A 22,389-nucleotide genomic window follows, 5' to 3' on the forward strand; every position below is an offset into this window, starting at 1 on the left:
CGGCATGCCGCAGTCCCTCAAATTCCCGATTTTGCGAGTAAAAGCGCTTCCGCAACACCTATGCGTGCGTCACAGTGGCGGCGCGGACGGGATGGCGGACTGGCCGCCATCCCCGCCGCTTACGAGGAGTGAAGAGGATGATGCATATCCTCAAGCTCCTGATCCTCGTGCTGGAGATCGTCAAGCGGTTGCTTGACCTCTACCGGTAAGGATCGGGCCGGCGGGCAGGGGATAGGCGCCCCTGCCCGCCAAGCCTGATATTGCCTCATCCCGATCCATAGTCAACCACCGGTATAAGAACCCTCAGGCCGCCAGCCCGCCACCCAGTTCGATACGGACCTCGACCACGCCGGGCTCGTCCAGGTTCTCCTTGCGGACGAAACCCAGGGCGCGGCACATGTTCAGCATGTTGGTGTTCTCGCGCAGAACCTCGCCATAGACCTCCCTGATGCCGCGCGAGCGGGCGTAATCCAGGATCTTGTTCATCAGGATATAGCCCAGCCCCTGGCCCTTCATGTCGGACCGCACCATCACCGCATATTCGGCGCGGCGATTGTCGGGATCCGCGGTGATGCGCACCACGCCATACATGATGGTCTCGCCGGTCTGCGGGTCGGGACCGACGGCGATCAGCCCCATCTCGCGGTCGTAGTCGATCTGGGTCAGCCGGGCCGCCGCTTGGTGCGACAGCCGTTTCAGCGGCGCGAAGAAACGCAGGCGCAGGTCTTCGGCCGTCTGGTTCTCCACCAGATGATGCACCAGCGGCTCGTCCTCCGGCAGGATCGGGCGGACGAAGAACTGGCGGCCGTCCTTGATGGTGATGCGGTCTTCCAGCGACTTCGGGTATGGCCGGATCGCCAGCCGCGCCGCCCCCGCCAACACGGGCACGCCGACCTTGATGCGGGCGTCCAGCGCCAGCACGCCGTCGGCGTCGGCCAGCAGCGGGTTGATGTCCATCTCCGCGATCTCGGGGAAATCGACCACCAGCTGGCTGACCTTGTTCAGCGTCAGCGCCACCGCGTCCAGATCGACCGCCGCGCGCGAGCGATAGCCCTGCAGCTGGCGATGGATGCGGGTGCGGCTCATCTGCTCGGCCGCCAGCTTCATGTTCAGCGGCGGCAGGGCCAGCGCGTAATCCTCCACCACCTCCACGCCGATGCCGCCCTCGCCGAACAGCAGGACCGGGCCGAACATCTCGTTCTCGGTCATGCCGACGATCAGCTCATAGGCGTCGGGGCAGACGGCCATCTCCTGCACGGTGAAGCCCTCGATCCGCGCCTCGGGCGCCAGTTCGGCGACGCGGCCCAGCATCGCCTCGGCCTCGGCCTTGACGTCCTCCGGGCTGGTCAGGCCCAGCGCGACGCCGCCGACGTCGGACTTGTGGGTGATGTCGTGCGACAGGATCTTCAGCGCGATCGGCCCGCCGATGACGCGGGCGGCGTTGGCCGCCTCCTCCGGCGTCTCGGCGACGCGGGTATCGACCACCGGGATGCCGTAGGCCGCCAGCACGCGCTTGGCCTCGAACTCGCTCAGCCACTCGCGCTTCTCGGCCATGGCGCGGGAGACCACCTTCTTCACGGTGATCTCATCTGGCTGGAAATCCTCCGCCACCGACGGCGGGGTCTCCATCAGAAGCTGCTGGCTGCGGCGGTAGCGCACCAGATGCATGAAGGCGCGCACCGCGTCGGACGGACCGTTGTAGGTCGGGATGCGGGCGTCGGCGAACAGCTTGCGCGCCTCCATCGCCGACTGGTCGCCGATCCAGCTGGTCAGCACCGGGTGGCGGCGTCCCTTGTTGGCCTGCACCGTCTCCGCCACCGCCTGGGCGATGGCCTCGCTGTCGGTCAGGGCGGACGGGCAGTGCAGGACCAGAACCGCGTCGTTGCCGGTGTCCTGCATCAGCGCGTTCAGCGCCTCGGCATAGCGTTTGGGCGTGGCGTCGGCGCCGATGCGCAGCGGGTTGCGGAAGGGCGCGCCGGCCGGCTGCGGACCCAGTGCCTTGGCCAGCGCCTCCTGCGTCTCCGGGGCCAGTGCGGCGAGCTGGCCGCCGGCCTGGATCAGCTTGTCGGTGGCCATCACGCCCATGCCGCCGCCGTTGGTCAGGATCGCCAGCCGGTCGCCGGTGATCGGCACCCCGGTGCCCAGCGTGCCGGCGGCGTCGAACAGCTCGGCCAGATCGTTCACCCGCAGCACGCCGGCCCGGCGGAACACCGCGTCATAGACGGCGTCCGACACCGCCAAGGCCCCGGTGTGCGACGCCGCGGCCTCCTGCGCCTCGTCCGACCGGCCGGCCTTGATGACGATCACCGGCTTCTGGCGCGAGGCGGATCGGGCGGCTGACATGAACTTGCGGGCCTGGGTGATGCTCTCGATATAGAGCAGGATGGCGCGCACCGTGACGTCGGACGCCAGATAGTCCAGCAGGTCGCCGAAATCCACGTCGCCGCGGTCGCCCAGCGACACCAGATGCGAGAAGCCGATCCCGCGCGAGGTCGCCCAGTCGGCGACCGAGGTCAGCACCATGGAACTCTGCGCCACCAGCGCCACGTCGCCCTTGCGCGGCGCCACCGGCGCGAAGCTGGCGTTCATGCCGCGGCCCGGCACCATGGCGCCCAGGCTGTTCGGTCCCAGCACCCTCATCAGATAGGGCTTCGCCGTTTCCAGCATCGCCTGCGTCTGTTCGGCCGACATGCCGTTGGTCATGACGATGGCGGCCTTGGTCCCGCGCTTGCCCAGCGCGTCGATGGTCGCCGCCACCGTGTCGGGGGCGGTGCAGATGACGCCCAGGTCCGGCGTGATCGGCAGGCTGTCCACCGTTTTGTAGGTCAGCACCCCTTCCACCGCGCGCTCGGTCGCGTTGACCGGCATCACCGGGCCGTCGAATCCGGCCTGGAACAGGTTGCGGGCCACCACGGCCCCCACCGTTCCGGGCTTGCGGCTGGCGCCGATCAGGGCGATCGAGGCGGGCTTGAACAGCTTGTCGAGGTTGCGAACGGTCATGACCGGATCCGGTGCTGGGAAAAGGCGCCGGCCCCAGTCTGCCACGGGATGCCGACGATTTTGATGACGAACAGCGCAAGCCCGGACTTTCATCCCCGCCATTTGCTGCGGCGCAACATTACGGGCTGGTATGACCATTGGGCAAGGGGGCGTTTCGTCGCGCCTGTTGAAAACGAGCAGAGGGACGAAAACAAGGGGGAGTTGTCGCCTTGCGCCTTGCGGTGGGGCACCGACCGCCGCCAAGCTGTCCGCCGGACCAGTCGTCAACCTGCGCAAAGGAGCCTGTTCATGAAGGTCGGAATCGTCGGGGCCGGGTTCGTCGGCAGCACCGCCGCCTTCGCCATGGTGACCACCGGTGCGGCGAGCGAGGTCGTGCTGGTCGACATGAACGAGGCGCTGGCCCAGGCCCAGGCGCAGGACATCGCCCATGCCGTGCCCTTCACCCATGCCGTCACCGTCCGCGCCGGCTCCTATGCCGCGCTGGAGGGGGCGGGGGTGGTCGTGCTGTCGGCCGGCGTCGCCCAGAAGCCGGGCGAAACCCGGCTGGAACTGCTGGAACGCAATGCCAAGGTGTTCGGCGCCATCATTCCGCAGGTGCTGAAGGCCGCCCCCGACGCCGTTCTGCTCGTCGCCAGCAACCCGGTCGACGTGATGACGCAGATCGCCACCCGGATCAGCGGGTTGCCGCGCAACCGGGTCATCGGCTCCGGCACCGTGCTGGACACCGCGCGCTTCCGCGCCCTGCTGGCCGAACAGCTGGCGGTGACGCCGCGCTCCGTCCACGCCCATGTGGTGGGCGAGCATGGCGACTCGGAAGTTCTGCTGTGGTCGAGCGCCACCGTCGCCGGCCTGCCGGTGGAACAGGCGGCCGCCCAGCTCCGCCGCAGCCTGACGGCGGAGGACCGTGCCGTCATCGACGAGGGGGTGCGCCGCGCCGCCTACCGCATCATCAACGGCAAGGGCCACACCGCCTTCGGCATCGGCGGCGGGCTAGCCCGCCTGGTGTCGGCCATCGGTGCCGACGAACGGCTGGTGGCGACCTGCGCCATGCTGACCGACGATGTCTGCGGGGTGCCGCAGGTGGTGTTGTCACTACCCCGGGTCATCGGCGCCGGCGGCGTGGTGGACACCGTCCTGCCCAACCTGTCGACAGAGGAGGAAACCGCCCTTCGCCGCAGCGCCGAAATCCTGAAGGAGGCGGCGGACGGCGTCGAACGTCGGATGGGCTGGACCAGTTGATGCTACGTCACGTGATCCGCTGACACGTGATCCCTCAGGCCCGCCGCCAACCCGTCGAAGACGGCGCGGCAGCGCGGGGTGGAGCGCAGATCCTCGTGCATGGCGACCCACATGCCCATCGGCATGTCGAAGGCGTCCGCCAGCACCCGCCGCAGGTCGGGGTTCCGGCGTGCCAGCGGGACCTGGCAGATGCCGATGCCGAACCCGGCCTCGACGGCTGACAGCTGGGCCAGATGGCTGTCGGACCGTAGAGCGAAGCGGGGCAGAGCGATGGCCGGCATCCGCCGCATCATGGCGCGGATGTCGGGCGTCTCGCGGTCGAAGCCGATCAGGCTGTGGTGGCCGAGATCCTCCAGCTGCCGTGGAATGCCGTGGCGGTCGAGGTAGTCGTGGTGGGCGTACATGCCGAGCGCAATGCTGCCGATCCGTCGCACCAGCAGCGCCTGCTGGTCCGGCTCCACCATGCGGACGGCAACGTCGGCATCACGCCGCAACAGGTCATCGACCGAGTTGGACAGCACCAACTCGACCTCCAGCGCCGGATGGCGGGTCCGCAGGCCGGCAAGGATCGCCGGCAGGATGCGGGCGCCCACCACCTCGCTGGCGGTGACCCGCACGGTGCCGCGCACATCGGCTTCCGGGCCGGCTCCCAAACCGGACGCCGTGCGCCACACGCTGGCGGCTGCCCTGTCCAGCGCCTCCGCCTGCGGCTTCAGGGCCAGGGCCGCGTCGGTCGGGTCCAACCCGCGCGGCGAGCGCACGAACAGGGAGCCGCCGACCGCCTCCTCCAGCGCCGCGACGTGGCGGGCCAGCGTCGGTTGTGTCAACCCCAGGGCGCGCGCCGCCGCCGACAGCGATCCTTCACGGATCACGGCCAGGAAACTGCGGTAGAGGTCCCAGCTGGGTGGCGGCGGGTTCATCGATTTCAGTATAGCGGATAGCCGCAGTTCGACAATTCCGTTCAGCCATCCCCTGGCTCATCCTTCCCTCCATCACGGACCGCAAGAGCGATGGAGGCAGCGTATGGTACGGCAGGCGACCGGCACGGACAGGACCGCCCTGGTTCTGGGGGCGACCGGCGGCATCGGCGGCGAAATGGCGCGGGCGCTGGCGGCGCGCGGCTGGACGGTGCGCGGCCTGCGTCGCAAGCCGGCGGAGTCGCCGCGGTCGGACGGCATCGACTGGATCGTCGGCGACGCGATGAACGCCGCCGATGTGCTGGCTGCGGCCGAGGGGGCGGCGCTGATCGTCCATGCGGTGAACCCGCCCGGCTACCGGGATTGGGACCGGTTGGTTCTACCCATGCTGGACAACAGCATTGCCGCGGCCTGTACCAACCGCGCCCGCATCCTGCTGCCCGGCACCGTCTACAACTATGGCCCCGACGTCTTCCCGCTGATCCCGGAAACGGCGGCGCAGAACCCGCTCACCCGTAAGGGCGCCATCCGGGTGGAGATGGAACGCCGCCTGCACCGCGCGGTGGGGCAGGGGGCGAAGCTGCTGATCCTTCGCTGTGGCGACTTCTTCGGCCCGCGTCCCGGCGGCAGCTGGTTCAGCCAGGGCCTGTTGACGCCCGGCAAGCCGCCGACCCGGATCGCTCAGCCCGGCCGGCGGGGGATCGGCCATCAATGGGCCTATCTACCCGACGTGGCGGAAACGGCGATGCGCCTGCTCGACCGCGAGGCGGACCTGGGTGATGACGCGATGTTCCATATGGATGGACATTGGGACGCCGACGGCGATCAAATGGTCGCCGCCATCGCCCGCGCGTTCGGCGAACCCGACCTGCCGGTGCGGCGGATACCGTGGTGGATGCTGCGGCTGGGCGGTCTGGCGGTGCCGCTGCTCCGCGAGATCAGCGAGATGCGCTATCTCTGGCAACAGCCGGTGCGGCTGGACAACCGCCGCCTGCTGGACTTTTTGGGCGAGGAACCGCACACGCCGCTGGACCTCGCGGTGCGCCGGACGCTTGTTGGATTGGGGCATCTCCCCGCGCAGCCGGCGGATATGCCGGAGGCGGGGAGATGCATGCCCGACCGTGTGGCTCTAAGCCGACAGGGCTGAGGCCGCACGGTTCAAACCACTACCCTCAGACCACTGGACCCGGGTTGCCCTTGTTGGCTTCCAGGGCGCGGGCCAGGCCTTCCTCGATCTTCTTGGCGGCCTCTTCGGCGTTGCCCCAGCCGCGGACCTTCACCCACTTGTTCTTCTCGAGATCCTTGTAGTGCTCGAAGAAGTGGGCGATCTGCTCGGTCACGATGGCCGGCAGGTCGGTGTAGTTCTTCACGTCGGTGTAGAACGGGTGCAGCTTGTCGACCGGAACGGCCAGCAGCTTCTCGTCCTCGCCGGCCTCGTCCTCCATGTACAGGACGCCGATGGGACGCGAGCGCAGGACCGCGCCCGGGACGACGCCGTGCTGGCCGACGACGCAGACGTCCACCGGATCGCCGTCACCCGACAGGGTGTGCGGGATGAAGCCGTAGTTGCAGGGATAGAACATCGCGGTGTGCAGGAAACGGTCGACGAACACGGCGCCCGAGTCCTTGTCGACCTCGTACTTCACCGGCTGGCCGCCGATCGGAATCTCGATGACGACGTTCACGTCCCAGGGCACGTTCTTGCCCGCGGCGAGCTTGCTCAGATCCATGTATCGCGTTCCTTCGACTGGCGTATTCAGGGCACGTTCTTGTTTTGGCGCCGATGCCCGGTCCGGCGCCACGCGGGGCGGGAGTTTAGGCGGAACGCACCCTGAGTCCAAGGAACTTGCGCTGGCTCTTGCGCAGGTGCGGCAAAGCGGCAACCCTGACGGCCATGGCCCGCCCGATCGTCCTTCTCCTCATCCTTCTGGCTCTGCTGGCGCCCCATCCGACGGTGGCTGAGTCCCCCCATCACGGCATTGCCATGCATGGTGACCTTGCGCTGCCGCCGGACTTCACCGCCTTTCCCTACGTCAATCCGGCGGCGCCCAAGGGGGGCACCATCCGGCAGGCGGTGACCGGCAGCTTCGACAGCCTGCACCCGCACATCGTCAAGGGCGTGCCGGCGCTGGGGATGGGCTATGTCTTCGAAACGCTGCTGACGCGGTCGTGGGACGAGCCCTTCTCGCTCTACGGCCTGCTGGCCGACCGGGTGGAGGTGGCCGACGACCGCTCCGCCGTCACCTTCCACATCAACCCCAAGGCGCGCTGGCATGACGGGACGCCGGTGACCGCCGCCGACGTGCTGTTCTCGCTGGAGGCGCAGCGGTTGCACGGCACCCCCAACCGCCGCCTGTTCTACGCCAAGGTCACGGCGGCCGAGGCGCCCGACCCGCAGACCGTCCGCTTCGCCTTCTCACCCAACCCGGACGGCAGCATCGACCGCGAGATGCCGCTGCTGATGGGATTGATGCCAATCCATTCCAAGGCCTTCTGGGCGGGCCGCGACTTCAGCCGTACGACGCTGGAGCCGATCCTGGGCAGCGGTCCCTACCGTGTCGCCGCTGTCGATCCCGGCCGCCGCATCGTCTACGAGCGGGTGCGCGACTATTGGGGCCGCGACCTGCCGGTCCGTGTCGGCCAGTTCAACGCCGACCGTCTGGAGTTCGACTATTACCGCGACGATTCCGTGGCGCTGGAAGCCTTCAAGGCCGGGCAGGGCGACGTTCGTTACGAAAGCGATCCGGCGAAATGGGCCACCGGCTACGATGGCCCGGCCCTGCGCGACGGCCGCATCATTCGCGAGGAGTTGCCGAACCACCGCCCAGAACCGGCGCGCGGCCTGATCTTCAACACCCGCCGGCCGATTTTCGCCGATGTCCGGGTGCGCCGGGCGCTAGGGATGGCGACCGATTTCGACTGGATCGGCCGCAACCTGTTCCACGGCCTGCTGACCCGCACCGCCAGCTACTACCCCAACTCCGAACTCGCCGCCCACGGCTTGCCGGAGGGGGAGGAGTTGCAGGCGCTGGAGCCTTTCCGCGACCGCCTGCCGCCGGACCTCTTCACCAAGCCCTTCACCCTGCCAGACAGCGGGAACGGCCCCGGCGGCCTGCGGGCCAACCGGCGCGAGGCGCTGCGGCTGCTGGAGCAGGCCGGCTGGCGGGTGCGCGACGGAAGGCTGACCGATGCGGCGGGAAATCGTTTCGCCTTCGAAATTCTCCTGTCCGACCCGGCGGAGGAACGGGTGGCGCTGGAGTTCGCCCGTTCGCTGGAACCGCTGGGCATCGAGGCGCGCGTCCGCACGGTCGACAGTGCCCAGTTCCAGGCCCGGTTGGATGGTTTCGATTTCGATATGACCATGCGCTGGTGGGCATCCAGCCTGTCGCCGGGCAACGAGCAGCTCTATTATTACGGATCCGATGCGGCCGGGCAGGAGGGTAGCCGCAACCTTGCCGGTATCCGCGACCCGGTGGTCGATGCGCTCGCCCGGTCCATCGCCGCCGCCACGACGCGGGCCGCCCTGGTCGGTCGGGTGCGGGCGTTGGACCGGGTTCTTCTGTGGGGGCATTACATGGTTCCGCTGTTCCACAGCCCGGTGGACCGCATCGCCCGCTGGTCGACCCTGCACCGCTCCGCCGTCACCCCGCTTTATGGCCCGATGCTGGAAAGCTGGTGGGTGGAATAGCCGTCGCGACAATGAAAACGGCCGGCGGCTTCGCTTGCGCTCTCCCTCGCCGCACCGCATCATCGCGGCAAAGAGAACGTCGATAACGACGAGACGGGGGAGTTTGCCAACCATGTCGACCGCCAAGCAGCGTTTCACCCTGGCTGCCGCAGCAGCGCTGGCGCTGGCCGCCACATCCCTGACGGCAACGGCCCAGCCGCGCACCGACCTCGTCGTCGGCATGGCGCTGGAGCCGCCGCATCTGGACCCGACCGCCGGTGCGGCCGGCGCCATCAAGGAAGTCACCTACGCCAACCTGTTCGAACCGCTGCTGCGTGTCGATGCCGACGGCAAGCTGGTCCCCGGTCTGGCGGAACGCTGGACGGTGTCGGGCGACGGGCTGACCTACCGCTTCACCCTGCGTCCGAACGCGAAGTTCCATGACGGCACCGCCGCCGATTCCGCCGACGTGAAGTTCACGCTCGACCGCGCCCGCGCCGCCGACTCCGTCAACGCCCAGAAGGCTTATTTCGCCCCGATCTCCCAGGTGGAGACGCCGGACCCGCAGACGGTGGTCGTCACCCTGTCGCGCCCCGACGGCCTGTTCCTGTTCCACATGGCCAGCGGCGACGCCGCCATCGTCGCCCCGGAATCGGCGGCGACCAACAAGCAGAAGCCGGTCGGCACCGGTCCCTTCAAGTTCGACCGCTGGGTCGCCGGCGACCGCGTCGTCCTTGTCCGCAACCCGGACTATGACGGACTGAAGCCGAAGCTCGACCGCGTCACCTTCCGCTTCATCAGCGACCCCGCCGCCCAGGTCGCAGCGCTGAAGGCCGGTGACATCGACGCCTTCACCCTGTTCAGCACCTACGAGGCGCTGCCGGAGTTCCGCAACGACCCGAAATTCACGGTGATGGTCGGCTCGACGGAAGGCGAGACCATCCTGTCGACCAACAACGCCCGCAAGCCCTTCGACGATGTCCGCGTCCGCCGCGCCATGGCCTATGCCATCGACCGCAAGACGCTGATCGACGGCGTGCTCTACGGCAACGGCGTCGCCATCGGCAGCCATTTCCCGCCGCACCGCGAGGGCTATGTCGACCTGACCGGCATGTATCCCTACGACCCGGCCAAGGCGAAGGCGTTGCTGGCCGAGGCCGGTTACCCCAACGGCTTCGACACCACGCTGCGCCTGCCGCCGCCGCCCTATGCGCGCCGAGGCGGCGAGCTGATCGCCGCCATGCTGGCGGAGGTCGGCATCCGCGCGAAGATCGAGCCGGTGGAATGGGCGGCCTGGCTGGAAAAGACGTTCAAGGGCAAGGATTACGACCTGACCATGATCGCCCATACCGAGCCGCTGGACATCGACATCTACGCCCGGCCCGACTACTACTTCAATTACAAGAGCGAGCGCTTCAACGCCCTGAACGACGAGTTGAACCGCACCCAGGATCCCGCCAAGCGCAACGCCCTCTACGGCGAGGAGCAGAAGGTGCTGGCGGAGGATGCGGTCAACGGCTTCCTCTTCATGCTGCCGTCGGTGACGGTGCAGAAGGCCGGCCTGACCGGCATGTGGGTGAACCGCCCGATCCAGGCCAACGACGTCACCGGCGTTTCCTGGAAGTAAGGATAGCCCCCGCGTGATTGCGTTCCTGCTGCGACGGCTGGTCAGCCTGATCGTCACCGTCTGGCTGGCCAGCATCGTGGTCTTCGCGGTGCTGCAGCTGGTTCCCGGCGACCCGGCCCTGCTGATGCTGGGTGTCAACGCGCAGCCCGACACGCTGGCGGCCCTGCGCAGCCAGATGGGGCTCGACCAGCCCATCCTTACCCGCTACCTGCAGTGGGCCGGCGCGCTTGCCCGCGGCGACCTGGGCGTCAGCCTGACCTACGCCCGCCCGGTGGCGGAGCTGGTGGCGGAACGGCTGGCGGTGACCTTGCCGCTGGCCCTGCTGTCGCTGGTCATCAGCACGGCTCTGGCCCTGCCGCTCGGTCTGCTGGCGGCGGCGCGGCGGGGCAGGGGCGGGGACTGGGCGGTGCTCGGCTTCTCTCAGCTCGGCGTGTCGATGCCCAGCTTCTGGATCGCCATCCTGCTGATCCTGCTGTTCTCCCTGACCCTGCACTGGTTCCCGGCCGGCGGATTCCCTGGTTGGACTGGGCCCGGCTGGAGCGGCGGAATCGGCCCGGCCCTGCATGCGCTGCTGCTTCCCGCCCTGGCGCTGGCGCTGCCGGAGGCCGCCATCCTCGCCCGCGTCACCCGCACCGCCGTCCTCGACACGCTGGCCGAGGACCACATCCGCACCGCCCGCGCCAAGGGCGTCAGCCGCAGCGCGGTGCTGCTGCGCCACGCCCTGCCCAACGCCCTGATCCCGGTGGCGACGGTGCTGGGGCTGCAGATCTCCTTCCTGGTGGCTGGGGCGGTGGTGGTGGAGAATGTCTTCACCCTGCCGGGGCTGGGCAGGCTGCTCTATCAAGCCATCGGCCAGCGCGACCTGATCGTGGTACAGGGGGTGGTCGTGCTGCTGGCGCTGTTCGTCGTGGTGGTGAACGCTTTGGTCGACATTGCCTGCGCGCTCGCCGATCCCCGCCCAAAGGGACTGTCGTCGTGAGGCGGCGTCTTCCGCTCTCCCTTTATCTTGGCGTCGCGCTGACCCTGCTGCTGGTTGCCATGGCGCTGCTGTCGCTGCTGTGGACTCCCTACCCGGCGGAGCAGGTGCGGGTGATCGCCCGGCTGAAGCCGCCCAGCGCCGCCCATTGGCTCGGCACCGACCATTTCGGGCGCGACGTGCTGTCGATGATCATGGTCGGCGCCCGCAACTCGCTGGTGGTCGGGGCGGCGGCGGTCGGGCTCGGCCTGCTGGGAGGGGTGCCGCTGGGGCTGCTGGCCGCCGGTCTGGGCCGCTGGGGGGACGAGGTGGTGGCGCGGCTGGGCGATCTGGTCTTCGCCTTTCCGGCCGTGCTGACGGCGATCCTGTTGACCGCGGCAATGGGCGCCGGAGCGGTCAACGTCGTGCTGGCTTTGGCGCTGTTCAATGCCGCGGTGCTGGCCCGCGTCACCCGCGGCGCGGCGCTGGCGGTGTGGCGGCGGCCCTTCGTCGGGGCGGCGCTGGCGCTGGGGCGGGGTCCTGCGTCGGCGACGCTGGTGCATGTGCTGCCCAACATCGCCGGCATCATCGTGGTCCAGGCCACCGTGCTGTTCGCCGTCGCCATCGTCAACGAGGCGGCGCTGAGCTACCTCGGCCTCGGCATCCAGCCGCCAAGCCCCAGCTGGGGCCGGATGCTGGGCGACGCCCAGACCTACCTGTTCACCGCGCCCTTGCAGGCGGTGTTTCCGGGTGTGGCGATTGCGCTGAGCGTCATGGGGCTGACGATGTTGGGAGATGGCCTGCGGGATTGGCTCGACCCGCGGCATCGGTCGTCGGGGGTTATGTAGTCGGCTGACGGTGCCCCCTCCCCATCCCTCCCCCGCTTCGCGGGAGAGGGGGTAGAACGCTTGTCGGCGTGACCTAACTGCCGAAGCAGCGGCAGTCCCCTCTCCCACCGAAGGTGGGGGAGGGTTAGGGAGGGGGCACCGTCAGCAGCAACCCCTCACCCCACCGACCGCGTCCGCTCCGACAGTTCGATCAGGTCCATCAGCTCGTTGCTCTTCCAATAGCGCGACTTGCCGACTTCGGTGCGCGCCGTGGCGACGAGGTCGTCGATGATCGCCTGCTCGTCCGCGCCCAGCTCGCCGCCGCGCTCCAGCCGGTGCGACAGCAGGCGGGTCATGTTGTGGCTGAAGGTGGGGATCCAGGCGCTGACGCGCTGGCCGAACACGCCGGCGATGCCGTCGATGCGCAGGAGATGCTCCATCCGCTCGTCCAGCGGGTCGGTCTCCTCGAACTTCATCGCCTTTTCGACATTGGCGCGCAGCTCCTCCAGCAGGCTTTCGCGCCACTTCACCAGATCGTAGGTCTCGAAGCCGAAATCGCGCGACATCGCCTGCCAGCGCCACAGCAGCCGGTCGAGCCACACGACGTCGGCATGGTCGATCACCGGCTGGCGCCGGGCGGCTGCCGCCTGGGCGGAGCGTTCCATCGCCACCGCGGCGACACGCGACCCGATGATCTTCGCCGCCTGGGTCCAGGCGTTGCGGAAGGCCGGCTCGCTGCGGCGGTCCTCCATCAGCCCGGCCGAGGTGGCGGCGTGGACCAGCTGGTCCAGACGCTGCACCAGCGCCTCCAGCCGTGCCTTCTCCTTGGCGCTGGGCCGGATGGCGGAGCCGGGGACCCGGTCGTTCAGCTTCAGGATGACGGTCAGCGCCGCGGTCAGCGCGCGGGTGACGCCGATGAAATGGCCGGTCAGCGCCGCGGTCATGGCGTCGCCGCGGCCGGGATCGACGCCGCTCTGCCGGATATACAGCGCCGCCACCGGATAGTTGCGCTTCACCGTCAGCACCGACAGCGGCAGCAAATTCGCCAGATCATCGCCGCAGCGGTCGCGCAGCTGGTCCGTCGCGTCCAGCAGCCGGTCGGCCAGCCGGTTCGCCTCCGCCTCGCCGCCGCAACTGGCGGGGAACTCCTCCAGCCGCTCGGCGACCGGTTTGCCCGCCCCCTCGGCATGGGTCAGCACCAGATGCATCAGCCGCAGCGTGTTGACATCGATGGTCGGCGTCTTTTCCAGGAAGCCCGACATCAGCCGGGTGCGGCGCGGCCGGTTGCGCGACATGCCGGCCAGCAGCTCCTCCGTCGACTTCTTGTTGGCCAGTACGGCATCCAGATGCTTCACCGCGGCGACCCGCATCCGCTCCTTCATCACCATGGCGACGGGGGAGCGCAGGATGCGGTCGATCACCTCGCCGCGGGCCATCTCGTCCAGCGTCTCCTGCGCCTCCACCGCCAGCAGCGGAAAGGCGTCGCGGCTCAACGCCTCCCACAGGGCGCCGACATCGACCCGCTGCAGCATGCCGGGGACGGCGACGCCGCCGTGATAGAGCACGTCGTCGTCGATCAGGAAGGCTTCGAACAGGTTGGTGAACAGGCGCCGGGCGCGGTTGGTGCGCTGGCGGTTCAGATACTCGATGACATATTGGCGGACGAGCTGGACACGGTCGGTCGGCTCGCTGTCCATGCCCTCGATCTCGCTCAGCAGGCTGTAGACGAGGCTGGCCGGCAGCCGCGCCACCAGGGCGTCGATCTTGTGCCGCAGCTCGTCCTGGTGCAGCTCTTCCGGGCGTATTTCGTCGGTCATGCGCGGGCCGCCACGCGATGTTGGGAAGCGATAGGCGGGCGCGGAGGCGCCGCCGCGCGTCATTTAGGACGCAAACGGTAAATTTTTATGTAATGACCCGGAGAAGGCGCAGGCTCCAGGCGCGGCCCCCGGCGGATGCGGGCGGCCGCGCCGTGGACGGAACCGCTCAGCCCTGCCGCAGCTTGGCGATCGGCTGCGAGAACTGCAGCTCGATGTCCCAGGGGAAGTGGATCCAGGTGTCCTGGCTGACTTCGGTGATGAAGGTGTCGACCAGCGGCCGGCCGGCCGGCTTGGCGTAGACGGTGGCGAAATGCGCCTTCGGCAGCATCTTGCGCACGACTTCCGCCGTCTTGCCGGTGTCCACCAGATCGTCGATGATCAGCCACCCCTCGCCGTCGCCGGCGTTGGCGCCCTCGACACCCTTCAGCACCGTCGCGTTGCGCTGCTGCTGGTGGTCGTAGCTGGAGACGCAGACGGTGTCGATCATGCGGATCTCAAGCTCGCGCGCGATGATCGCCGCAGGAACCATGCCGCCGCGCGTGATCGCGATGATGCCCTTCCACGGGCCGCGGTCGATCAGGCGCCAGGCCAGCGCCTTGGCATTGCGGTGGAGCTCTTCCCAGGACACCGGGAAATGCTTGTTGAAGGGGGCTTCGGCCACGGGACTGACTCTCCAAAAACAGCAAGCGGACTGTATAACCCAGCCGCCGCCGCCGGGCAATCGGGGGCTATTTGTATGCCCATGCTCCGACGCCGCAGGGCTGCCGAAATTTCGTGAAAAAAGCGCTTGCGGGGCCGGGGGGCTTTGAGTATGTTGCGCGCCTCGACGCCGACGGCCCGCCGCCGACGCCGGGATGGACGGAAGGTGACACTGCCGACCGTCGCAGAATACACAGCGCGCCCGTAGCTCAGCTGGATAGAGCATCAGACTACGAATCTGAGGGTCAGGAGTTCGAATCTCTTCGGGCGCGCCATTCTGCTTCGAATACAGGTTCTGAAAATTCGGCGATTTGACAGCAGGCGGCCCTTCGGCCGCTTTTTGCGTTTTCAGGCTTGGTCGCTCTGGCGCCACTGCCAAATTTCACCGGCCCATCTTGCGCCGGACTTGGATCGCCGGTTCCCGCCCGCCCGGCCTTCGCCCCTTGAAATTACTGTTGCGTCTTCGGTTGCTCCCTTACTGTCGATCTGCGATCCGTTTTTTGACGAGCAGAAGAGAGAGGCATGGCAACCGGTCTCACGCTTTCGGACCGGCAGGTCGAAACGCTGGCGGTGGAAGGGTTCCTGCGGAAGATGATCCGCATCCTGACACAGTCGGATCCCAAGGCCGGCCCGGTTCTCGACACCGCCGAGGGACGGCAGACCCTGCGCCAGCAATATGAGCGGGCGCGCGGATACGGGCTGGAGACGGAGCGCGACCTCGGCCGCTACATCGTCACGGCCTGGACGATGGGGATCGACTTCGACCGCCGCTTTCCGGCCATGTCCCAAATCCTGAACGATCCGGCACTGACGCCGACCGAAAAGGCCGATGGGGTCGAGCGCACCGCCCTGACCCTCTTCGCCCTGCTGGCGGAAGGCCGGAAGGACGGCGCGGCATGAGCTGGGGTGATGCTCTGGCCGAGGCCTACGCGGCGGCCTCCGACGCCGCCCGCCAAGCCGCGGTGCGGGCCGCCTCCTCTGCGCAGGCCGCGATCTCGGCGGCGGCCGATATGGCCAAATCGGCGGCCGGTGCCGCAAGCGATGCGGTGGTCGAGACCGCCAAGGCCACCGGCCGCGTTGCCGGCTTTGGCATGCGCGCCGCCGCCGAGACCGGAAAGGCGGCGGTCCAGGGCACCGCCTACCTCGCCGACAAGGCGATGGAGTCGCAGCCGGTGGTCGGCCGCCTCTACAAGGCGGCGAAAGAGCAGCTGTCCCCGGCCCGCACGCCGCGCCAGCGGGTGGTCGAAGCCTGTCCGAACTCGGTCGAGGCCAAGATCGACCGGCTGAACCAGCGCCAATCCCTGATCGACAAGGGGCGCGGCGCCGGCAGCACCCCTGCGCAGAAGGCGGCGGCCGAACGGCTGGCCCGCGACAACCGGGCGGTCGAACTGGCCCGCCTGTCGGGCGACACCTACGACCAGTACGGCAAGCCGCCCAAGAATGATCCGCCGCTCGGCTGGACGGCCATGAGCGACTCGGAACTGAACAAGGCCGGCATCGATCCGGCGCTGCTGCGCGACGCCAAGGCCACGATCTACCGCACCCCGGCGGACTGGCCGGGCGGACAGCAGACGGTCCTCGCCTTCCGCGGCACGGTGCCGAGCGAGATGGAGGATCTGCAGACCAACATGGATCAGGCGCTGGGGGGCGAGACGATCCAGTACAAGGCTGCCGCCCAACTCGGCGCCAACGTCGCCAACAAGCTCGGCCCCGACGTCATGGTCACCGGCCATTCGCTCGGCGGCGGCAAGGCGCAGGCGGCAGGCGTGTCCGGCGGCCTGACCGGCATGATGTTCAACGCGGCCGGTCTCAATCCCAAGACGGTCGGCGGCGACACCGGCGATCCCTCGGACTTCCTGCAGTTCCGGACACCCGGCGATCCCCTGACCGGCGTCCAGAATTCGGCCGCCCTGCAATCGGGGGTCGGGCTGCTGGCCGGCGGTCTGGGGTCCGGGATCGGCATGCCTGTGGCCGCCGGCAACTTCATCGCCGACAAGCTGGGCTTCCCGTTCCTCTCGCCCGACACGCGCCAGCTGGTTGAAGGCGGAACCACCGCTTTGCCCCGCGCGTTGAAGAATCTCGTCAGTCAGGGCAACCTGCTGCCGCCGGCCATCGGGCCGGTCGTCACCATCCCGGCGCTCGACGATGCCGGCAAGCCGGTGCCGATGACCAGCCCTGGCGGGCAGCATTCCATCCTCAGCGCCATCAACGGCATCGAGCGCGAGAAGAGCGAGGACGTCGCCACCTTGCAAGAGGGATCGGGGCAAGAGGCATCGGGGCAGGGGGCGTCCGGATGATCCTCCGGCTGGTCTTCCGTGTGATGCTGGCGGTCGTCCTCGCCGCCGGATGTGCAATGAGTCAGGAGAGCAATGCCATGGGCGCCACCGCCCGCAGACTGGACACCAGCCGCTATTTCGACGATCCGAAGCTGGCGGCCCTGGCCGACGACGTGCAGGAAGGCCGCGTATCGAAGGTGGTCGAGGCTCTGCGCAGCGGCGTCGACCCCAACGGCGTCGGCCGCGACGGCTTCCGCCCGATCTTCTTCATCTTTCCCGCTCCGACGAACGAGACGGCCAAGGCGCTGCTGGCCGCCGGTGCCGACGCGAACGTCAAGACGGCGGGGGGCGAGCCGCCGCTGATGTATGCGGTGCGGCTGGAGGACCCCGCCTTCACCCGCGTCCTGCTGGCCGGGCGGGCCGATCCCAATGCCCGTGGGAGCAACGACAAGCCGGTGATCCACGAGGCCGTGCGCTCCGACCAGCCGGAGCATCTGCGGCTGCTGGCCCGCGCCGGCGTCGATCTCAATGTCGTATGGGGCAACGCGACGCCGCTCCTGGCGGCGGTGGAGAGCATGAGCTGGGCGAGCGCCACGGCACTGCTCGAGCTGGGGGCCGGCACCGACTGGCGCAGCCCCGGCGGTCGCACCCAGTTCACCGCCGGCGAGTCCTTCTGCAATTTCTTCACCAGACAGCGCCCCTTGCGCATTCCGCCGGCCCATCGCGAGGCGGTGCGCGGCCTGTTCGCCGCCTTCGCGCGGCGCGGCGTGGTGCTGGATTGTGCCGGCTTGGCCGACCGGCTGTAGGCGGAAACGGGCCGGGCGACGCGCCGGAAATTTTTTGAAGAAAAGCGCTTGCGCCCGGTGAAGCTTTTGAGTAGGTTGCGCGCCTCGACGCCGACGGCCTGCCGCCGGTGCCGACAGGGAAGACGACACAGCGCGCCCGTAGCTCAGCTGGATAGAGCATCAGACTACGAATCTGAGGGTCAGGAGTTCGAATCTCTTCGGGCGCGCCATCTTCTCCAGAAAGATATGATCGACATGCAAGGCCGCCTCCGGGCGGCCTTTGTCGTTTCGCGACTTCGTCGTGCTGGCGCAAGCCCCGGTGGCTCCTCTACACTTGTGGCCCGGACCACTGGATGCATGGCCATGCCCCGCAGCGACTTCTATCCGCCCATCGACCCGTTCCAGACCGGCACCCTCGCCGTCGACGGGATCCACACGGTCTATTGGGAGCAGGCGGGCAACCCGCGCGGCGTGCCGGTGATGTTCCTGCATGGCGGGCCGGGGGCCGGCGCCTCGCCCACCCACCGCCGCTTCTTCGACCCCGCCCATTACCGCATCGTCGTGATGGACCAGCGCGGCGCCGGCCGCTCCACGCCGCTGGGCGAAACGCGCGAGAACACCACCGAACGGCTGGTCGAGGACATCGAGACGCTGCGCCGGCACCTTGGCATCGAGCGCTGGCACCTGTTCGGCGGCTCCTGGGGTTCGACGCTGGCGCTCGCCTATGCCCAGACCCATCCCGACCGCTGCCTGGGCCTGATCCTGCGCGGCATCTTCCTGATGCGGAAGGCGGAGATCGACTGGTTCCTCTATTCCATGCGCATCCTCTTCCCCGAGGCCTGGGCCGCCTTCGCCGGCCATATCCCGGAGGACGAGCGCGACGATCTGCTGGAGGCCTACTGGAAGCGGCTCGATTCGGCCGACCCGATGGTGCGCATGGCCGCGGCGCGGGTGTGGAGCATCTATGAGGGCAGCTGTTCCGCCCTGCTGCCGTCGCCCGACCTGATCGCGGCCAGCGGCGAGGACCGCCACGCCCTGGGGCTGGCGCGGATCGAGGCGCATTATTTCCGCTCCAACCGCTTCACGCCGGAAGACAAGCTGCTGCGCGACGTCTCCCGCATCCGCCATCTGCCGGGGGTGATCGTCCAGGGCCGCTACGACATCGTCTGCCCGGTGATCTCCGCCGACGCGCTGCACCGCGCCTGGCCGGAAGCCGACTACCGCATCGTCCCCGATGCCGGCCACTCCGCCATGGAACCCGGCATCCGCGCCGCGCTGATTCAGGCGACCGAGCGGTTTAAAGAGTATCGGTAAGGGCTTTAACTTCCATCCCACCCACCCCACACTCTGCCGATGCCTGAACTTCCCGAAGTCGAGACGGTGTGCCGGGGCCTCGCCCCGCATCTCGAAGGCCGGCGGCTGGTCCGTGTGGAGCAGCGGCGGCCGAACCTGCGCACCCCCTTTCCGCCGCGCTTCTGCGAACGGCTGACCGGCCGGCGTGTCGAGTCGGTGCGGCGGCGGGCCAAATACATCCTGATGCATCTGGATGACGGCGGCGTGCTGATCGCCCATCTCGGCATGTCCGGCCGCATGATCATCGCGCCGGAACGGCCCGACGCATTCGACAAGCACGACCATGTGGTATTCGAGACCGACGCCGGGACCGTGGTGACCTTCAACGACGCCCGCCGCTTCGGGCTGATGGACCTGACGGTGGCCGACGCGCTGGGCGACCACCCGATGCTGCGCAACCTGGGACCGGAGCCGCTGGGCAACGAGTTCTCCGGTCCCGAGCTGGCCCGCCGGCTGGCCGGCAAGATCACGCCGATCAAGGCCGCCCTGCTCGACCAGAGCATCGTCGCCGGGCTCGGCAACATCTATGTGTCGGAGGCGCTGTACCAGTCCGGCATTCTGCCGACCCGGACATCCGCCAGCCTGACGGCCGCGGAGGTTGACCGGCTCGCCACCGCGGTGCGCGAGGTGCTGGAGCGGGCGATCGCCGCCGGCGGCTCCTCCTTGCGCGACTACCGGCAGGCGTCGGGGGAACTGGGCTATTTCCAGCACCAGTTCGCCGTCTACGACCGGGAGGGGGAGGGCTGCCCCGATTGCGACTGCGACCGTGCCCGGACGGGGGGCGTTCAGCGGATTGTACAGTCAGGCCGCTCGACTTTCTTTTGTGCGGCGCGCCAACGGTGATATAGCTGGGGCATGACGGCTCTACCGGCCATGCTCCGGGCGGCGTCCGCCGCTTTCCTCCTTGCCGGCCCCGCGGTCGCGGGCCTGGGGAGCTTCCTCGTTCCCATTTCTCCGGCTCAAGCGGCCCCACCGGCTTTTGCCGAGTCCGGGCCGTTCGTCCCCGGCTTCACCGACGTTCCGGTGATGCCCGGGCTGGCGACCGCCGAATCGGAACCGCTAGTTTTCGACAAGCCGGGCGGGCGGATCGTCCAGGCCGTGCTGTCGGGCGAGGTGCCGCGTCAGGCGGTGCTGGCCTTCTACGACCAGACCCTGCCGCAGCTTGGCTGGCGCCGGACCGCCGACCGCGTCTTCGTCCGCGAGGGCGAGGAATTGCGGCTGGAGTTCCCCAAGCCGGCCGGCCAAGGCACTGGTCAGAAGGCCGCGACCGCCGTCCGCTTCACTTTGACGCCGCGCTGATCGCGGGGACACCCGCCATACTCGCGCCGGTTCAGGATCGAACATCTCAACAACCACGAGTCCCGGAGGCAACCGGGCTCGCCCCATCGGGAGAGTGCTGCAGCCATGTCCTATGAAACCATCCTCGTCGAGACCCGCGGCCCGGTCGGCCTGATCACGCTGAACCGTCCGAAGGCGTTGAACGCGCTGTGCGACCAGCTGGTGACCGAGCTGGGCCAGGCGCTGGACGCCTTCGAGGCCGATTCCGCCATCGGCGCCATCGTCGTCACCGGGTCGGAGCGCGCCTTCGCCGCCGGCGCCGACATCAAGGAGATGGCCGGCTTCTCCTATATGGATGTCTACAACTCCAACTTCATCACCGCGAAGTGGGAGCGGCTGGCCAAGTGCCGCAAGCCGACCATCGCCGCGGTCGCCGGTTTCGCGCTCGGCGGCGGCTGCGAGCTGGCGATGATGGCCGACTTCATCCTGGCGGCCGACACCGCCAAGTTCGGCCAGCCGGAAGTCACCATCGGCACCATCCCCGGCGCCGGCGGCACCCAGCGCCTGACCCGCTTCGTCGGCAAGTCCAAGGCGATGGAGATGGTCCTGACCGGCCGCATGATCGACGCCGCCGAGGCCGAGCGCTGCGGCCTCGTCTCCCGCATCGTCCCGGCCGCCGAGCTGGTCGAGGAGGCGGTGAAGGTCGCCACCAAGATCGCCTCGCTGTCGCAGCCGGTCATCGCCATGGCGAAGGAGGCGGTCAACGTCGCCTATGAATCGACCCTGGCCGAGGGCATCCGCTTCGAACGCCGCCTGTTCCATTCGACCTTCGCCACCGAAGACCAGAAGGAAGGCATGGCGGCCTTCGCCGAGAAGCGCCAGCCCGGCTGGAAGAATCGCTGAGTCGCCGATACAGCGCCAACCCGGCGTTGACTCTGCCTGCTGAGCCGTCCCCTGCATCTTGCGGGGGACGGACCAGATCCCATCAAGATGTCGTTTAGTTACGATTAGTCAAAATCAACGGGCGACCACGCCTTGACTCGGGGTGCGCTGCCGCGTATAAGGCGCGCTCGCATCACGACAGCCGTGTCGTTCGGAGTAGGGTTTCCATGGCCAATCATAAGTCCGCTGAAAAGCGCATTCGTCAGACCGAGCGTCGCACGGAAGTCAACCGTGCCCGCATCAGCCGCATCCGTTCCTTCGTGAAGAAGGTCGAGGGCGCGATCCAGAGCGGCGACAAGTCCGCCGCCGCCGAGGCGTTCAAGTCCGCTCAGCCGGAGCTGATGCGCGGCGTGTCCAAGGGCGTGCTGCACAAGAACACTGTGTCGCGCAAGCTGTCGCGTCTGTCGGCTGCGATCAAGGCTCTCTGATCGAGTCTTCATCCGCTGCTTTCAAAAAGCCGCGCCCGTGACTCGGGGCGCGGCTTTTTGCGTTTAAAGTAAATATGCGGATGCTCGACAATTGTCTTAGATTGTTCTTAGGGCCGCGTATGAGATTCGGGATCGGTCTTGTGGTCAAAGCGAACGTTTTTATCTTTTTGGGCCGTTCGCCATCTGTCCCATTGCCAGATTTCCGCGGCCTCGTTAGACTTTTGATCCATTCGGCCGGACGAATTGGGGTGATGCAACACTCTGTGTCCGGTTGAACACAGCAGTGAAATACTGAAGGTCTTACGCCGGATCAGGGCTTGTTGAGTCCCGGTCGTTCGCACGATCTTCTTTTACTTACAAGCTGTCGTGCTTGGGGCGGGATTTACGATCCCGTCGACTCTTGCGCGTGCTTTTTGGGTATGGTGTTCCGTTCGGGGTTATCCTTGCCCGGAGTCTTCCGGGCTGGACCAGACGGGCGGCTATTCCGGTTGCAGAACCGGATTTGGGGCCGGTTGCGGGGTGATCCCGCGCCGCCACGGCGGTGGGGCCGGCCGGCGGAAGGAGCGGGAGTAAGGGAGC

General features: G+C 68.2%; 19 protein-coding genes and 2 tRNA genes. 16 read left to right on the forward strand and 5 right to left on the reverse strand.

Features of this window, described 5'->3' with window-relative positions; genetic code table 11:
- Positions 1–303: 303 nt before the first annotated feature.
- Entirely contained in the window at positions 304–3,000 is a 2,697-nt protein-coding gene (locus M5E06_RS13160) for a bifunctional acetate--CoA ligase family protein/GNAT family N-acetyltransferase (RefSeq protein ID WP_252138479.1), read from the reverse strand.
- Between the two features lie 288 nt (positions 3,001–3,288).
- On the opposite strand from M5E06_RS13160, the gene M5E06_RS13165 reads away from it, so the two are divergent.
- Positions 3,289–4,239: an L-lactate dehydrogenase gene (locus M5E06_RS13165; protein WP_252138480.1), complete on the forward strand. Its 951-nt coding sequence runs from the start codon at positions 3,289–3,291 to the stop codon at positions 4,237–4,239.
- A 2-nt stretch (positions 4,240–4,241) separates the two neighbouring features.
- On the opposite strand, the gene M5E06_RS13170 is transcribed toward M5E06_RS13165, so the two are convergent.
- Entirely contained in the window at positions 4,242–5,159 is a 918-nt protein-coding gene (locus M5E06_RS13170) for a LysR family transcriptional regulator (RefSeq protein WP_252138481.1), read from the reverse strand.
- A 103-nt stretch (positions 5,160–5,262) separates the two neighbouring features.
- Here M5E06_RS13170 and M5E06_RS13175 point away from each other — a divergent pair, with 103 nt between their 5' ends.
- Positions 5,263–6,303, forward strand: coding sequence for an NAD(P)H-binding protein (locus M5E06_RS13175; RefSeq protein ID WP_252138482.1), 1,041 nt, complete (start codon positions 5,263–5,265; stop codon positions 6,301–6,303).
- 25 nt (positions 6,304–6,328) lie between these two features.
- On the opposite strand, the gene ppa is transcribed toward M5E06_RS13175, so the two are convergent.
- Entirely contained in the window at positions 6,329–6,886 is a 558-nt protein-coding gene (gene ppa, locus M5E06_RS13180; RefSeq protein ID WP_012975242.1) for an inorganic diphosphatase, read from the reverse strand.
- 164 nt (positions 6,887–7,050) lie between these two features.
- On the opposite strand from ppa, the gene M5E06_RS13185 reads away from it, so the two are divergent.
- From M5E06_RS13185 to M5E06_RS13200, 4 genes are all read left to right on the forward strand, one after another.
- The gene (locus M5E06_RS13185) at positions 7,051–8,844 is read left to right on the forward strand and encodes an extracellular solute-binding protein (protein ID WP_252138483.1); all 1,794 of its coding nucleotides are present in this window, start codon (positions 7,051–7,053) and stop codon (positions 8,842–8,844) included.
- Between the two features lie 112 nt (positions 8,845–8,956).
- A complete protein-coding gene (locus tag M5E06_RS13190; protein ID WP_252138484.1) occupies positions 8,957–10,450 on the forward strand; it encodes an ABC transporter substrate-binding protein in 1,494 nt (497 codons plus the stop codon).
- Between the two features lie 13 nt (positions 10,451–10,463).
- Positions 10,464–11,429 (forward strand): ABC transporter permease, encoded by a 966-nt coding sequence (locus M5E06_RS13195; RefSeq protein WP_252138485.1) that lies wholly within the window; start codon positions 10,464–10,466, stop codon positions 11,427–11,429.
- Entirely contained in the window at positions 11,426–12,253 is an 828-nt protein-coding gene (locus M5E06_RS13200; protein WP_252138486.1) for an ABC transporter permease, read from the forward strand. The genes M5E06_RS13195 and M5E06_RS13200 overlap by 4 nt, the downstream gene beginning before the upstream one ends.
- 155 nt (positions 12,254–12,408) lie before the next feature.
- Here the strand turns inward: M5E06_RS13200 and M5E06_RS13205 are convergent, their stop codons facing one another.
- Together M5E06_RS13205 and gpt are read right to left on the reverse strand one after the other, a co-directional pair.
- Entirely contained in the window at positions 12,409–14,049 is a 1,641-nt protein-coding gene (locus M5E06_RS13205) for a hypothetical protein (protein ID WP_252138487.1), read from the reverse strand.
- Between the two features lie 166 nt (positions 14,050–14,215).
- Entirely contained in the window at positions 14,216–14,710 is a 495-nt protein-coding gene (gene gpt, locus M5E06_RS13210) for a xanthine phosphoribosyltransferase (RefSeq protein WP_252138488.1), read from the reverse strand.
- Between the two features lie 236 nt (positions 14,711–14,946).
- On the opposite strand from gpt, the gene M5E06_RS13215 reads away from it, so the two are divergent.
- From M5E06_RS13215 to rpsT, 10 genes are all read left to right on the forward strand, one after another.
- Positions 14,947–15,023: transfer RNA gene (locus M5E06_RS13215), tRNA-Arg, on the forward strand.
- Between the two features lie 247 nt (positions 15,024–15,270).
- Positions 15,271–15,648 carry a hypothetical protein gene (locus tag M5E06_RS13220; protein ID WP_109155367.1) on the forward strand — a complete coding sequence of 126 codons (378 nt, stop codon included), beginning with the start codon at positions 15,271–15,273 and terminating at the stop codon, positions 15,646–15,648.
- Positions 15,645–17,045 (forward strand): Tle-like phospholipase domain-containing protein, encoded by a 1,401-nt coding sequence (locus M5E06_RS13225; RefSeq protein WP_252138489.1) that lies wholly within the window; start codon positions 15,645–15,647, stop codon positions 17,043–17,045. Before M5E06_RS13220 ends, M5E06_RS13225 begins: the two co-directional genes overlap by 4 nt.
- Entirely contained in the window at positions 17,042–17,830 is a 789-nt protein-coding gene (locus M5E06_RS13230) for an ankyrin repeat domain-containing protein (protein ID WP_109155369.1), read from the forward strand. The genes M5E06_RS13225 and M5E06_RS13230 overlap by 4 nt, the downstream gene beginning before the upstream one ends.
- Positions 17,831–17,962: 132 nt before the next feature.
- Positions 17,963–18,039 (forward strand) — tRNA-Arg (locus tag M5E06_RS13235).
- Positions 18,040–18,172: 133 nt separating this feature from the next.
- Positions 18,173–19,123 (forward strand): prolyl aminopeptidase, encoded by a 951-nt coding sequence (pip, locus tag M5E06_RS13240; protein WP_252138490.1) that lies wholly within the window; start codon positions 18,173–18,175, stop codon positions 19,121–19,123.
- A gap of 39 nt (positions 19,124–19,162) precedes the next feature.
- On the forward strand, positions 19,163–20,005 hold the full coding sequence (gene mutM, locus M5E06_RS13245) for a bifunctional DNA-formamidopyrimidine glycosylase/DNA-(apurinic or apyrimidinic site) lyase (RefSeq protein WP_252138491.1): 843 nt from the start codon (positions 19,163–19,165) through the stop codon (positions 20,003–20,005).
- A gap of 12 nt (positions 20,006–20,017) precedes the next feature.
- Entirely contained in the window at positions 20,018–20,461 is a 444-nt protein-coding gene (locus tag M5E06_RS13250; RefSeq protein WP_252138492.1) for a hypothetical protein, read from the forward strand.
- 105 nt (positions 20,462–20,566) lie between these two features.
- Entirely contained in the window at positions 20,567–21,343 is a 777-nt protein-coding gene (locus tag M5E06_RS13255) for an enoyl-CoA hydratase (RefSeq protein ID WP_136704948.1), read from the forward strand.
- A 206-nt stretch (positions 21,344–21,549) separates the two neighbouring features.
- Positions 21,550–21,810, forward strand: coding sequence for a 30S ribosomal protein S20 (gene rpsT / locus M5E06_RS13260; RefSeq protein ID WP_085087297.1), 261 nt, complete (start codon positions 21,550–21,552; stop codon positions 21,808–21,810).
- Positions 21,811–22,389: the final 579 nt, after the last annotated feature.

The organism is Azospirillum sp. A1-3 (genome assembly GCF_023806445.1).
Lineage (GTDB): Bacteria > Pseudomonadota > Alphaproteobacteria > Azospirillales > Azospirillaceae > Azospirillum.

Excerpts from the sequence above, each read along its gene's own strand:
- M5E06_RS13225 (WP_252138489.1), top strand. The coding sequence starts at position 15,645 with ATGAGCTGGGGTGATGCTCTGGCCGAGGCCTACGCGGCGGCCTCCGAC.
- M5E06_RS13205 (WP_252138487.1), bottom strand. The coding sequence starts at position 14,049 with ATGACCGACGAAATACGCCCGGAAGAGCTGCACCAGGACGAGCTGCGG.
- pip (WP_252138490.1), top strand. The coding sequence starts at position 18,173 with ATGCCCCGCAGCGACTTCTATCCGCCCATCGACCCGTTCCAGACCGGC.
- M5E06_RS13170 (WP_252138481.1), bottom strand. The coding sequence starts at position 5,159 with ATGAACCCGCCGCCACCCAGCTGGGACCTCTACCGCAGTTTCCTGGCC.
- M5E06_RS13185 (WP_252138483.1), top strand. The coding sequence starts at position 7,051 with ATGGCCCGCCCGATCGTCCTTCTCCTCATCCTTCTGGCTCTGCTGGCG.
- M5E06_RS13220 (WP_109155367.1), top strand. The coding sequence starts at position 15,271 with ATGGCAACCGGTCTCACGCTTTCGGACCGGCAGGTCGAAACGCTGGCG.
- mutM (WP_252138491.1), top strand. The coding sequence starts at position 19,163 with ATGCCTGAACTTCCCGAAGTCGAGACGGTGTGCCGGGGCCTCGCCCCG.
- M5E06_RS13250 (WP_252138492.1), top strand. The coding sequence starts at position 20,018 with ATGACGGCTCTACCGGCCATGCTCCGGGCGGCGTCCGCCGCTTTCCTC.
- ppa (WP_012975242.1), bottom strand. The coding sequence starts at position 6,886 with ATGGATCTGAGCAAGCTCGCCGCGGGCAAGAACGTGCCCTGGGACGTG.
- M5E06_RS13175 (WP_252138482.1), top strand. The coding sequence starts at position 5,263 with ATGGTACGGCAGGCGACCGGCACGGACAGGACCGCCCTGGTTCTGGGG.
- M5E06_RS13190 (WP_252138484.1), top strand. The coding sequence starts at position 8,957 with ATGTCGACCGCCAAGCAGCGTTTCACCCTGGCTGCCGCAGCAGCGCTG.
- M5E06_RS13230 (WP_109155369.1), top strand. The coding sequence starts at position 17,042 with ATGATCCTCCGGCTGGTCTTCCGTGTGATGCTGGCGGTCGTCCTCGCC.
- rpsT (WP_085087297.1), top strand. The coding sequence starts at position 21,550 with ATGGCCAATCATAAGTCCGCTGAAAAGCGCATTCGTCAGACCGAGCGT.
- M5E06_RS13255 (WP_136704948.1), top strand. The coding sequence starts at position 20,567 with ATGTCCTATGAAACCATCCTCGTCGAGACCCGCGGCCCGGTCGGCCTG.
- M5E06_RS13165 (WP_252138480.1), top strand. The coding sequence starts at position 3,289 with ATGAAGGTCGGAATCGTCGGGGCCGGGTTCGTCGGCAGCACCGCCGCC.
- M5E06_RS13160 (WP_252138479.1), bottom strand. The coding sequence starts at position 3,000 with ATGACCGTTCGCAACCTCGACAAGCTGTTCAAGCCCGCCTCGATCGCC.